The following is a 13,361-nucleotide window of genomic DNA, read 5'->3' on the forward strand; positions in this document are numbered from 1 at the left end:
ATACCCAATGAACTATGAGCAATGATTTTTTAAACGTGTTTTTAAATGAAATGAAAACTAACGTAAACGGCTTTATCGCTGTCGCAGTAACAGAAATTGAATCTGGATTAAGTTTTGGAAATTTAACTGTTGATCCTAGTTTTGACCCAGAACTTGCCGCTGCATATAACCTAGAAGTTGTAAAAGCTAAACTAAGTGCCGTAAAAGCATTAAACTTAAACCAAGACATCGAAGATATTTTGATTACACTTTCTAATCAAATTCACATTATCGATATTTCTCCAAACAAAAAATTCATGATCTATTTGGCTGCAGATGCTTCAAAAGCTAATTTAGGCATGACAAGAGCTATTTTAAGAAAACACAAAGCTGACGTTGAAAAAAACCTAGCATAACTTTCTTGAATTTCAATCTATCTAACCGTCTTATTTTTAAGGCGGTTTTTTTTTATTTAAAAAACAATATCCTAATCAAAACAAAAAGTTCCTACAAAAAACAACACGCTTTATTTAAATTTATTTTGATTAATTATAAATAATTTCTTTCAAAGAAGAAACTCATCAGCAATAGCGTATATAGTCAAATGTTAAACAAAAAAAAACGCTCCTAAAAGGAGCGTTTTCTCTCTTACGTATTTCTACGCAATTTTATCTTTGCAAGTTTTTAGCTTCGATACTCATTGTAGCATGAGGAACGATTTTAAGCCTTTCTTTGCCAATTAATTTACCTGTTACTTTACAGATACCGTAAGTTTTGTTTTCTACACGGAATAAAGCATTTTTTAAGTCACGAATGAATTTCTCTTGTCTGATAGCCAACTGCGAGTTTGCTTCTTTTGACATGGTCTCACTTCCTTCTTCAAAAGCTTTAAAAGTTGGAGAAGTATCGTCAGTTCCGTTATTCAAATCGTTCATATACGCACTTTTGATCAAATCAAGATCTTCTTGTGCTTTTTTAATTTTTGCTTGGATTATTTCTTTGAACTCTGCTAAATCTGCATCAGAGTATCTTGTAATTTCATCTATCATTTTCTAACTATTTTGAAATTAATATAATGGTTTTAATGTCATCAAACTCAATTTCTGTGCCGTTTTCTAAAACGTCAGCAAAAACCAGTTCATCTGTTAATGTTTCAGACTTAATATAGTCTTCATTTTTTGAAACTGCATCTTCTAAAATACCGTCTCGTTTTATTTGAACTTTAATCTTATCCGTAACCTCAAATCCTGAATCTTTACGAATGTTTTGTATTCTATTTACTAATTCTCTAGCGATACCTTCATTTTTTAATTCTTCGGTAAGAGTAATATCAAGCGCAACTGTTATTCCGTTTGAATTAGCAACCAACCATCCTTCGATATCTTGTGATGTAATTTCCACATCTTCTAGTGATAAAGTTACACTATTTCCTGCAATAACAATATCTAGCGTCCCTTGCTTGTCCAACTGATTGATTTGCTCAGCAGAAAAACCTTGTATCTCTTTAGAAATCAGACCCATATCTTTTCCGAAACGTGGCCCAAGAGCTTTGAAATTAGGCTTAATTTGTTTTACCAAAATACCAGAAGCATCGTCTAAAAGTTCAATTTCTTTAACATTTACCTCCGCTTTTACCAAGTCCGAAATAGCTTCGATTTCAGCACGCTGATTCTCGTCAAGTACTGGAATCATTACCTTTTGCAAAGGTTGACGCACTTTAATCATCTCTTTTTTACGTAGTGATAACACCAAAGAAGAGATCGTTTGCGCCTTCTGCATTTTACTTTCCAACGTTTTATTAACAAAGTTTTCGACAAATTTTGGGAATTCAGCCAAGTGAACACTAGCAAAATCCTCGGTTCCCGTAGAAGTTGTTAAATCGCGATACAATTTATCCATAAAAAATGGAGCCACTGGAGCGCTCAATTTACTGATTGTAAGCAAACAAGTATAAAGCGTTTGGTAAGCTGCGATTTTATCTTTTGCATATTCACCTTTCCAGAAACGACGACGGCATAAACGAACGTACCAGTTACTTAAATTCTCCTGAACGAAGTCAGAAATCGCTCTTGTTGCTTTTGTAGGCTCGTAATCTTCGTAGCATTCGTCAACAAATTTGATTAACGAATGTAATTCAGAAATAATCCACTGATCGATTTCAGGTCTTTCGTTTAACGGAATTTCAGCTTCTTCGTATTTAAATCCGTCGATGTTAGCATATAACGAGAAGAATGAATAGGTATTGTAAAGTGTTCCGAAGAATTTACGTTTAACCTCAGCAATTCCTTCAAGGTCAAACTTCAAGTTATCCCACGGATTTGCATTCATAATCATATACCAGCGTGTAGCATCAGGACCGTTCTCTGAAATAGTTTTAAATGGGTCTATAGTATTTCCTTTACTCTTAGACATTTTAATTCCATTTTTATCCAAAACAAGACCGTTTGAGACTACGTTTTTGTAAGCTATTTTATCAAAAACCAAAGTTCCGATTGCATGCAAAGTATAGAACCATCCACGAGTCTGGTCTACTCCTTCTGCAATGAAATTTGCTGGAAAATCTTTGTTGCCATCAATTTTTTCTTTGTTTTCAAATGGATAGTGCCATTGTGCATAAGGCATTGCTCCAGAATCAAACCAAACGTCGATTAGATCACTTTCGCGCTTCATTGGTTTCCCAGAAGCAGAAACTAAAGTAAGTCCATCAACTACATTTTTGTGTAAATCGATTAAATCATAATTTGACTCAGACATGTTTCCGATTTCAAATCCTTTAAACGGATTTTCTTTTTGGAAACCTGCTTCGATCGATTTTTCGATTGCATTGTACAATTCTTCAACAGAACCGATAATAACTTCTTCCGTTTTATCTTCTGTTCTCCAAATTGGCAATGGAATTCCCCAATATCTAGAACGAGATAAGTTCCAATCGTTGGCATTTTTAAGCCAATTTCCAAAACGTCCTTCACCAGTAGATTTAGGTTTCCAGTTGATAGTTTCGTTCAGGTCGAACATTCTATCTTTTACATCGGTTACTTTGATGAACCATGAATCTAGGGGATAGTATAATAACGGCTCGTCTGTTCTCCAGCTGTGTGGATAACTGTGCACGTATTTTTCAACTTTAAAAGCTTTGTTCTCTTCTTTTAAACGAATAGCGATTTCAACATCTACAGATTTCTCTGGAGCTTGTCCTGCATCATAATATTCGTTTTTAACGTATTTACCAGCTAAATCACCCAAATGAGAAGTGAATTTTCCTTGTAAATCTACTAATGGAACTGGAGTTCCGTTTTCGTCTAAAACCAACATTGGCGGCACTTCTGGTTTTGCTTCTTTTGCTACTTTAGCATCATCTGCACCAAAAGTCGGAGCTGTATGCACTACTCCTGTTCCATCTTCCGTTGTAACGAAATCACCTGCGATTACTCTAAATGCATTTTCAGCATTTTCATAAGGCAACACGTAAGGCAATAATTGCTCATAACGGATTTCTACTAAATCTTTTCCTTTTGCTTCAGTTAAGATTTTGTAAGGAAGTTTTTTGTCGCCGTTTTTCACATTGTCAAAATCAGCATCGTCTTCACTTAAGAAAAATCCTTTTCCGAATTGTTTTCCAACTAAGTTTTTAGCCAAAATAACATTGATTGGCTCAAAAGTATATTGATTGAAAGTTTTAACTAAAACATAATCGATTTTTGGACCCACTGTCAAAGCGGTGTTTGATGGAAGTGTCCAAGGAGTTGTCGTCCAAGCTAAAATGTGGATATCTCCAAAACCTTGCAAGAATGAAGGCAAAGTTTCTGGCAACGTTTTAAACTGCGCCACAATTGTAGTATCAGTCACATCACGGTAAGCTCCAGGCTGGTTTACTTCGTGAGAAGACAATCCAGTTCCTGCTTTTGGTGAATATGGTTGAATTGTGTATCCTTTGTACAACAAACCTTTATCATAGATTTGTTTCAAAAGCCACCAAACAGACTCCATATATTTTGGTTTATAAGTCACATACGGATCTTCCATATCAACCCAATACCCCATTTTTTCGGTCAAGTCATTCCATACGTCTGTATAACGCATAACGGTTTTTTTACACGCTTCGTTATATTCTTCGATAGAAATCGTTTTACCAATATCTTCTTTTGTAATTCCTAATTCTTTTTCGGTACCCAATTCTACTGGTAAACCGTGAGTATCCCAGCCAGCTTTTCTTTTTACTTGAAAACCTTTTTGAGTTTTATATCTGCAAAAAATATCTTTAATCGCACGTGCCATTACGTGGTGAATTCCAGGCAATCCGTTTGCTGAAGGCGGACCTTCAAAAAATACGAAAGGCTCAGCACCTTCGCGAGTTGTTACACTCTTTTCAAATATATTTTCTTTCTTCCAAAAATCAAGAACTTCAGACGCTACAGTTGGTAAGTCAAGTCCTTTGTATTCAGTAAATTTTGTACTCATTTTATCCTTTTCTTAAACGAGGTGCGAAAGTAAGAAATTTTGAACTATTGACCGCCAATTTCCTTAAATTTCACAAACTTTTGTTGAGATAATAGATACAAAAACAGAAGAATTGGTTACTTTCTGACATTATTCTCATTTTTCTGAGCTAATAAAATCAAAAAATAACCAATTCTTAAAAAGCTTCGTATAAGCTTTACATCTTATTTGAACCCTCCGAAATAAACTTCTTTCATAAAAATTCTATTTCCGAAAACGGGATTTACTTCTACTTTTTCACGTGTTTCCTGATAAAGAGTTTCACCGTTAAAATCTTCAATTTCATAATTAATCTTATGAGGGATTTTTCCAGAATTTAATCCCGCTACAGGTCGGTAATCACCAAATAATTTTCTTTCGAAAAAACTTTTATTACCATTGTCAAATTCTGTTTTCTCAGTAGAAACTATATTAAAGTTTTCTTTATCAATAAAAACGTGATAATCTGTTTTTGGAATTGTTCTGTTTCCGGAGCTTAATGTTTTTTCAAAATAATTTAAATGATAACACATTTTTCCTTCATACATTTCTTCGCCTAAAACTTCGAAATTATTCCATAAATCAAGTCTTAAATCAGTTAAAAAGTTCACTAAGTCAACATTTTTAGACAAATTACTGTAATCGTATGCCGTTAGCTTTGCCCATTTAGCATTTACACCTGTTTCGCGATCATCATGGCTCCAAGCTTCTGGACCATTCACTATTTCGTAATACGCTTCAGGCATTTTTTTCTTAAGAAGATAATGCGTGTTTGTTGCCCATTTTTCTTCTGTTTGAGGGATTTTTGTCCCTTCTATCGAAATCTTAGAAAGTAAATGTGCTTTTTCCACTTTCTTTAGTGCTTGGCTTCCTCCAAGATTATCGATTACTTTTGCCAAAAGATTTGCATTTAACTGATACGGTACAGAATCAAGCAAATTATGTCTTTGCGTTTTGATCTTTTCCAAGTAAACTTCACGATTCGATTTTTCGATTTCCCACTCAGCGTCCTGCTGTTGGATTTTTTCGAAAAACGCTAACCTTTTCTCTTCTTTTTCTTCTTCTATTTTAAGCCCTAACTTTTTAAGTTCAGCAAAACGATTGGTATGACTTCTAATTTTTTTATCAGCAAAATTGGCATTATTTACCCTTTCAATAATTGAAGAACCTCTTGAATCCTGTTTATCATTTTCGACTAATAAATTAGCATAAAGCAATGCTTTCTCTTTATTTTCAAGTAAAAAATAAGTCTCGGCTAAATTATTTGTGACAATAAAACGAATGTTTACGTTTGCAGGCGAAGGCGGATATTTAACCAATAGACTTTCCAGATATTGTAAATGCGGAGCCAACAATTTCTCATCAAGACCTTTTTCAAGCGTTACTTTCTCCATTTGAGCTGTAATCTCAGTTTCGAAAGCCAGCATTTGCGCGTATTCTGAATGTCCTTTTGAGGTTACAAATTCAAATCTTTCTTTAGATTCACCTGTTGTATATCCAAATTTATAATTTAGGAAATCCTGAACTCTCCCTGCCGTTTTATAAATAACATTTTCAAAACCATCATCTGTATAATCTGAATCGCTAACTGCAGCCCTGATTTTTTTATCATGTTCTGAAGCTGCAACTTTCATAGTCCCCAAACTATTTCCAACACTTATTGAATAGGATTCTGAACCTCCAAAATCTTTAGTCAATATCATTTTATCACCATACTTAACATCCAATCTTACGTTTGTAATATAATTCGAATGCGCACCGTAGGTCCATCTATTTGTTTTTTTATCAAAGGTACTATCGATTTGCGTCGTAGTATACCTAGGAAGTGCAAAAGTCAGATAGATTTTCAGCTTTCCATTTACAGGATCTTTTATAAATCCGTTGATATTAAAATAATGCTTTTTCAGATTGGATTCTTCTTCTTGCAATGATTTGTCCATCTGATAAAAGGCAGTTTGGGTCAATACATTATCAAGCACAGGAAATTCTGAATACTTAATTACTGGAATATAAAATTTCTTCTTTTTTGAGCTTATTTTTTCTTGCGCCTGAATTGAACCAATTACAAGCAAAGCAATAAGGAGTAGTCTTTTTTTCATAGGCAAAAAAAAGCCATCAGAATCAGATCCTGATGGCTGTGTTTTTTTTTATTTTTCTTTCTTGTTGAAAATCTGAATTGACTTATCAGAAACATAAAAAATGTTCTGAGTTGCAGGGTCAATTTCATAAATTGGTTTGTTGTTGTTGAAAATAATTTTATCAACTTCAACTCCATCAACTTTACTCACTTTCACCAAAACTTTTTCTCCAGAATCTGCTTTTGCAAAAATATAAGAGAAGTCTCTGTTTTGTTTCATTGCATTAAAACGAGTGTTGAATTTAGCAGCTACTATACCTAAAGCCGCTGATCCAGCTGCATAAGTTTTTGCCTGATCCTTATTTGTCTGATCTCCTTTTGCAACTACTGTTCTCATGTTACCATCAGCATCACGATATGTCATAGTCAAATCAGCACCTTTAACAGAACTTACTCCTGAACCAATTCCTAAACCAATGCTTCCCACAATTGCAGCACTTTTTATAAGACGTCTTGTTCCTTCTCCTGGTTGTGTATATGTAAGGTGATATTTAACTGTACCATCCATATTAACACCCATTACTTCAAGTGGTCCTGAAAGCACAACTCCCCAAGGAAATTGTTCGATACTGTTTAATTCTTTTTCTTTTTTGATATTTACTTTAGCAAATGGCTCAGGTTTATCACTGATGCTTGGATCAAATTTGTATAATTTCTCATCATTATACACTAAGTAAGAATTTGTAGTTTCGTCATAAGTTGGTAAAACTGGACGGCTTTTTTCAAACTTAATATTACGTTTCCAAAGTTTAACTCCTGATTTATAATCTACCATGTTTCCGTAAGTTCCTGTAAGGTACATTACTTTTTCACCAACTTTACCTAAGTAGTAAATTGGATCTTCTTTATCGTCAGAGATTTCGATGAATTTTTTCCAAAGTTTTTCTCCATCTTTGTTGATCAACATCATTTCGTTTTCAGCAACATATAAGAAATCTTGATCGATAGGAATTACCCTTTTCAAACCGTCTCCACGAGCATCTTTTTTCCAGATTTTTTCACCCGTTTTTAAATCGAAAAAGTTAAATCCGCTAAAATGAGCCACTAAGATTTTAGTTCCCCAATCCTCAAGATAAACAACTCTCTTTGTTTTGATAGATTCTTTCCAGATACTTTTTCCAGTTTCTGTATTCAATACATTTAAATATTGTTTTGAAGAGAAAGTTCCAGCATTGTTTACTACAACAATGTTTTTATCGTTTTGAGTTAAAAAGAATTTAGAATAATCTTCTTCACCTTTCCAGTTTAACTTTCCAGTAGCTCTATCAAAAGAATATAATTTTCCGTACAATAAATAGTAAATTACTGATCCGTGTACTGTAGCAATGTTAGTGTTTACTGACTCTTTGAAAGAAAAGCTAAACAATGATTTTGCTTTATCAACAGTTGTGTTCCATTTTAATTCACCAGTTGTCATATCCAATAAAGCAATTGCCATATCGCCATCTTTTTTCAAAGTAAGCAAATACTCGTTTGTTTCAGGAATAAAATCTGACTGAGTAACCCAGAAAGACTCTTTTGATGAATTATAAACAATTTTACCTGTATCAGTATTGATAATAAGGTATTTACTTTCAAGATAAGCTTCTACATATGGGCTTCCAGGCACATTAGTTAAAGTACTTTTATCTGCAAAAAGTTTTGTAAGATCTGTATCACCTGCGATATCCAATACTGATCTACCTCCAAAATCTTCTTTAGTTAAAGTCCATACAACTTTTTTAGTTTCAGGATCAAGTCCTTTGATAGTTCCGCCTTCTTTAAAGACAACAACCCCCGTAATTCCATTCTGCACCAAATCTTGGACAGCATTTTCTGTTGTAACTATTTCATCATATTTTCTTTGGGCAATTGATGAAACCGTTACCGACAGAAGTAAAATAATCGAAAACGTAATTTTCTTCATGGTAGATTTTTTTTAATTATTGGCAATATTTATTTATGAGAACGTACTTTCCTACTAAAAAATGAAAATTATTTTTAATAAAAAATTACTGAGCAAATATATAAAAATAGAAATGTGGTTATGAAAAAATTTCTTTCAAAATATCGAGCGATTTTGGCTGCTTAAAACCCTCTAAATGAGAAGAATAAAAACCAATCAAAACTTTTAACAATATTTGCCTTTCAACCACATGAAAGACTTTTTGACTGTTATCAAACTTTAAATCAATAAGTTTTTTAAACAAAGCGGTTTCATGCTCGGAAAGTGCTGTTGCAGTGTGGAAAACCGTAAAAATTCCTTCTTTCATTTCAAAAAAAGGCAAATCGATTTCAGAGACATCAGGATAGAAGCCAAGATATTTTGTAATTTCTAAAAGTAGGATTAAATGGAAGTTAGAAATTTCGTCATGATTATCCAGCCAAGTCAATGCTGTTTCTAAAAAAAGAAAAAGCTGTTCATTTTTTTCTTCTTCTTGAATGGAATGATGCAGCATTTCAGAAAGAAACATTACCATCGTACTTTTGACAATATCTGTGTGAATAGTCTGAAACGGAACAGCAGTTTTTATTTCCTTGAAATTTTCCAAAGTTCCTTTATTCTTATGAACAGCGTCGATTTCTAAAATCGAAAAAGGCTGAAAATAAGCAATTTTCTGACTTGCCTTTCTACTAGAAAAAGCGTCACGCACAAAATAAGATTTCAGTCCGCTAGAAAGCGTAAAGCATTTTACGATCAAGCTTTTTTCCTGAAATTTTAATGATGAAATTACTATGGCTTTGGTTTTGACTTGCAAAGGTTTTTGTTTTTTTGTTTCAAGTTTCAAGTTTCTGCAAACTGAGACTGCGACTAAATACTATCGAATAATCATCACTTTTTTGACTTTAGTTTCGCCTCCGTCTTCTGCAGAAATAAAAACCATGTAAACGCCAGAAGCTACTTTATATTTACCGAAAGCGGTTGTATCCCATTCGATTGTTCCTCCAGAAGCTGTTACTTCGTAAACTAAATTTCCTTCGATATCTGTGATTTTAACATTCGCTTTATCAATTAATCCTGCAACTTTGACTGTTCCTGTATACGTCGGGCGCACCGGATTTGGATACACATATACGTTACTCAAATCGTCATTTGCTTCAGTTGCAATTCCGCCAAACGAAACCAATCCTTTGTTGGTTGCAATAAAAACTTCACCAGTTTTAGGATTTATTTTAATGTCATTTATATAGTTACTTGGAAGCGGTGAATTATTTATTGTAAAATGATATTTTGTTTCCTGACCATTCGGCGAAACCATGAAGACACCAGAATCTGCAGTTCCGATCCATTTATTATTTGCTCCGTCGACTGCTATAGAAGTAATATATTGTTCGTATAATAATTCTTGTGCCAAATCATCTTCTGTTATAATAATCGGATTTGCTTTTAACTGACTTTCCGATTGAAAACTCGAGACATTAGACAAAACTCTCAAACCTTTTGTTGTTCCTATCCAAAGCTGATTTTTTGTATCTAAAGCGATCGTTCGAACATCAGCAATTGGCAGATTACCAGCATCGGCACCTACAGTTATTTTTTTAAATGTATTGGTAGTTTCATTAAATCCAACAACTCCATTTTTGTAGGTCCCAAGCCACTTTACATTATTACGATCTACAACTATACTCGAATAATTTTCTTCTTCTACATCATCCAAAATTGAAGTCATTGCATAGCTTCCCCATTGCCCATTTGTTTTTAAAACTTTCAACCCGTTTTTGATTCTACTGTTTGTAACCCAGAGATTTCCAGTTTTATCAAAGGTTGTTGCATTAATTCGGACATCTATATAGTTTGGTCCTTCTGTCGTAATTGACTCTAAACCGCTATTCTCTTCATTATATAAAAGAGTTGGCACATCATTTTGAATTTTCAATAATCCAGAAAAAAAGGAACCAGCATAAACCTGCTTTTCATTATTAGGATTTACATATACTCTTGTAATCGATTTTGCATCAAAAACATCAGAATATGGAATATTCAACCATCCAGAAGCATTAAATCGACTCATTCCGTAGCTATCTAAAGGATATGGGTTATACACTGCATCGTAATCTCCATAAACAGCCCACAAAACACTTGTGCCTGCATCTATAGAAAAAATATTGTTGCGCACTGGACCGCTAGGCGTGGTATTCTCAAAAGCCGTTGCGTTATTTAAAGAAGAGACAAACAAACCTTTTTCTTTTGTTCCAATAAAAATCTGATTTCCAACTTCTGTTGCACAGCTAAAATTCAAAGTATTATCTAAAACCTGAGAATTTGTAATCTGGCGATTCAGCACCATTTGATTACTGTATACATAAACCGTATTTGCAGTTGCAACAAATAAATTATGATTTTTTGCTCTTATGTCAACAGCCGCTTGAGGCAATTGCGAAAAACCAACAAATGTGCTTGAATTGAATCGATGAATATATCCAGAATCATTTACTGCAATAAGTTCTGTATCTAAAGCCTCTACACCAGACCAGCTTCCCGCATTTACAACCGACCATTGCTTATAATCTATCAAATTAGCATTTGTACTCTCCGCTCTTCGAATCCCAGTTGAAGTTGCTGCAAAAATAAATCCGTTAAACAATGTGGTTTGTCTAACACTGATTTCAGCTCCATTATCTCCAATAAAATAAGTATCGCCAAATTGTGATGTTTTAAGATTGAATTGAACAATTCCGAAATCGCAAGAAACATATATCAATCCATTATTTTCCATAAAATGATTGATCTTTTTAGTATTTGCTGGTAATTGTTTATTAATGATATCAACCACTTTTACAATACTTCCGTCGACATCATTTATCAAAATCATCAACCCGTTTTCGTAACCGATAATTGTTTTTTTGAATGCTTCGCTATAATAAACTGCAGAAATTGTCTGACCAGACAGTCCGTCAACAGTTGTAGTAGATTTTAGGATGTTTGCAGTTGTGTTTTTTGAAAACAATGCGTTTTCCGAAGCCGCAAATATATCTGTAGCCGATTCTGAAATGTCTTTTATTTCATTAAATGAAAAATATCCTTGCCAAGACAATTTGCTCTGCGCCTCGCATAACTGAATTAGAAATAAAAACAAACCGCAGAAAAATACTTTTTTCATCATTTAATGTATTCGAATAGACAAATATAATACAAACGGGATTTTATTTAATTTTTAGTACAAATAAAATACCCCCGATATCTTATCAAGGATAACGGGGGTATTTATAATTATTGTAATTAAATCTTAAACTACACCTTGTGCAAGCATAGCATCGGCAACTTTTACAAATCCGGCAATGTTAGCACCTTTTACGTAGTTAACATATCCGTCTTCTTCTGCACCGTATTTTTTACACTGATTGTGAATTCCAACCATGATATCTTTCAATCTCAAGTCTACCTCTTCACTAGTCCAGTTTAAACGGATTGAGTTTTGAGTCATTTCTAATCCAGAAGCAGCAACACCTCCAGCATTTGCAGCTTTTCCTGGTGCGAATAATACTTTATTGTCTAAGAAAAGTTTAATAGCATCTAATGTAGAAGGCATATTTGCAGCTTCAGTTACACAAAGAACACCATTATCAATTAATTTCTGAGCATCGTCTCCATTCAATTCGTTTTGAGTAGCACATGGAATAGCGATATCTACTTTTACCTCCCAAGGGCTTTTCCCTTTGTGGAAAATAGCATTTGGATATTTCTCTAAATATCTTTCTGCTCTATTATCTCCAGTAGCTCTCATTTCAACCATATGGTCGATTTTTTCTCCAGAAATACCTTCTTCGTCATAGATATAACCATCAGGTCCAGAGATAGTAACTACTTTACCTCCTAATTCATTTACTTTTAAGGCAACACCCCAAGCTACGTTTCCGAATCCTGAAATAGCGACTTTTTTACCTTTAATTTCGTGTCCAATTGTACGAAGCATTTGGTCTGTAAAGTAAACTACACCATATCCTGTAGCTTCTGGTCTGATTAATGAACCACCGTAAGCCAAACCTTTTCCAGTTAAAACTCCCGTAAATTCATTTCTAATTCTTTTGTACTGTCCAAATAAGTAACCGATTTCTCTAGCTCCAACACCGATATCTCCAGCTGGAACGTCAAGATCTGGACCAATATGGCGACATAATTCTGTCATAAACGATTGGCAGAAACGCATAATTTCAGCATCAGATTTTCCTTCTGGGTCAAAATCAGAACCACCTTTTCCACCTCCCATAGGAAGAGTAGTCAAACTATTTTTGAATACTTGTTCGAAAGCCAAGAATTTCAAAACAGATAAGTTTACTGAATGGTGAAATCTAATTCCTCCTTTGTAAGGCCCAATTGCAGAGTTCATTTGAATTCTGAAACCTCTATTTACAATAATTTCGCCTTTATCATCTACCCACGGAACTCTAAAGATTATAGAACGTTCTGGTTCTGCAATTCTTAATAGCAAGTTTTTCCCATCGTATTTTTTACGATCTGCAATAAATGGAATAACTGTTTCTGCAAATTCTCTAACAGCTTGAAGAAATTCTGGCTCGTTTGGATTTTTTGACTCAATTAGAGCCATAAATTCATTTATTTTTTGTTCCATCTTTGAAATAAATTTTTCAGATAATTTAGGTTTAATCTTTACTCTTATATAAATAAGAAATCATGTTTAAGAAAACGTTTTCGTTTTAACTGACAAAGATATAGCAAATAATGATTCGATGTTATATTTTTCACTTTTTTGAAACGATTTGTGTTTTTTTCAAACATTCTAAATAAACACATTTTACATGTAGCTGTTTACATGCAAATCACCTTTTA

At 33.7% G+C, this 13,361-nt stretch carries 8 protein-coding genes; 1 reads left to right on the forward strand and 7 read right to left on the reverse strand.

Features of this window, described 5'->3' with window-relative positions; all coding sequences use genetic code 11:
- The first annotated feature begins 14 nt into the window (after window positions 1-14).
- Window positions 15-395 carry a hypothetical protein gene (locus ACE01P_RS09115; protein WP_274254613.1) on the forward strand — a complete coding sequence of 127 codons (381 nt, stop codon included), beginning with the start codon at window positions 15-17 and terminating at the stop codon, window positions 393-395.
- A gap of 252 nt (window positions 396-647) precedes the next feature.
- Here the strand turns inward: ACE01P_RS09115 and ACE01P_RS09120 are convergent, their stop codons facing one another.
- The 7 genes from ACE01P_RS09120 to gdhA form a co-directional block, all read right to left on the reverse strand.
- The gene (locus tag ACE01P_RS09120; RefSeq protein WP_110307084.1) at window positions 648-1,028 is read right to left on the reverse strand and encodes a TraR/DksA C4-type zinc finger protein; all 381 of its coding nucleotides are present in this window, start codon (window positions 1,026-1,028) and stop codon (window positions 648-650) included.
- 7 nt (window positions 1,029-1,035) lie between these two features.
- Entirely contained in the window at window positions 1,036-4,437 is a 3,402-nt protein-coding gene (gene ileS, locus ACE01P_RS09125) for an isoleucine--tRNA ligase (protein WP_379696513.1), read from the reverse strand.
- Window positions 4,438-4,640: 203 nt separating this feature from the next.
- Window positions 4,641-6,554, reverse strand: coding sequence for a hypothetical protein (locus tag ACE01P_RS09130; RefSeq protein WP_379696517.1), 1,914 nt, complete (start codon window positions 6,552-6,554; stop codon window positions 4,641-4,643).
- A gap of 48 nt (window positions 6,555-6,602) precedes the next feature.
- Window positions 6,603-8,498, reverse strand: a complete 1,896-nt coding sequence (locus ACE01P_RS09135) for a PQQ-binding-like beta-propeller repeat protein (RefSeq protein WP_379696519.1) — start codon at window positions 8,496-8,498, stop codon at window positions 6,603-6,605.
- Window positions 8,499-8,616: 118 nt separating this feature from the next.
- On the reverse strand, window positions 8,617-9,330 hold the full coding sequence (gene recO, locus ACE01P_RS09140; protein ID WP_379696522.1) for a DNA repair protein RecO: 714 nt from the start codon (window positions 9,328-9,330) through the stop codon (window positions 8,617-8,619).
- A gap of 60 nt (window positions 9,331-9,390) precedes the next feature.
- Window positions 9,391-11,673: a T9SS type A sorting domain-containing protein gene (locus ACE01P_RS09145; RefSeq protein ID WP_379696703.1), complete on the reverse strand. Its 2,283-nt coding sequence runs from the start codon at window positions 11,671-11,673 to the stop codon at window positions 9,391-9,393.
- A gap of 126 nt (window positions 11,674-11,799) precedes the next feature.
- Window positions 11,800-13,143 carry an NADP-specific glutamate dehydrogenase gene (gene gdhA / locus ACE01P_RS09150; protein WP_379696525.1) on the reverse strand — a complete coding sequence of 448 codons (1,344 nt, stop codon included), beginning with the start codon at window positions 13,141-13,143 and terminating at the stop codon, window positions 11,800-11,802.
- Window positions 13,144-13,361: the final 218 nt, after the last annotated feature.

Origin of the sequence: Flavobacterium sp. HJSW_4 (assembly GCF_042436695.1) — a bacterium.
Classification (GTDB): domain Bacteria; phylum Bacteroidota; class Bacteroidia; order Flavobacteriales; family Flavobacteriaceae; genus Flavobacterium.

Excerpts from the sequence above, each read along its gene's own strand:
- ACE01P_RS09115 (WP_274254613.1), top strand. The coding sequence starts at position 15 with ATGAGCAATGATTTTTTAAACGTGTTTTTAAATGAAATGAAAACTAAC.
- ACE01P_RS09120 (WP_110307084.1), bottom strand. The coding sequence starts at position 1,028 with ATGATAGATGAAATTACAAGATACTCTGATGCAGATTTAGCAGAGTTC.
- ileS (WP_379696513.1), bottom strand. The coding sequence starts at position 4,437 with ATGAGTACAAAATTTACTGAATACAAAGGACTTGACTTACCAACTGTA.
- ACE01P_RS09130 (WP_379696517.1), bottom strand. The coding sequence starts at position 6,554 with ATGAAAAAAAGACTACTCCTTATTGCTTTGCTTGTAATTGGTTCAATT.
- ACE01P_RS09135 (WP_379696519.1), bottom strand. The coding sequence starts at position 8,498 with ATGAAGAAAATTACGTTTTCGATTATTTTACTTCTGTCGGTAACGGTT.
- ACE01P_RS09145 (WP_379696703.1), bottom strand. The coding sequence starts at position 11,673 with ATGAAAAAAGTATTTTTCTGCGGTTTGTTTTTATTTCTAATTCAGTTA.
- gdhA (WP_379696525.1), bottom strand. The coding sequence starts at position 13,143 with ATGGAACAAAAAATAAATGAATTTATGGCTCTAATTGAGTCAAAAAAT.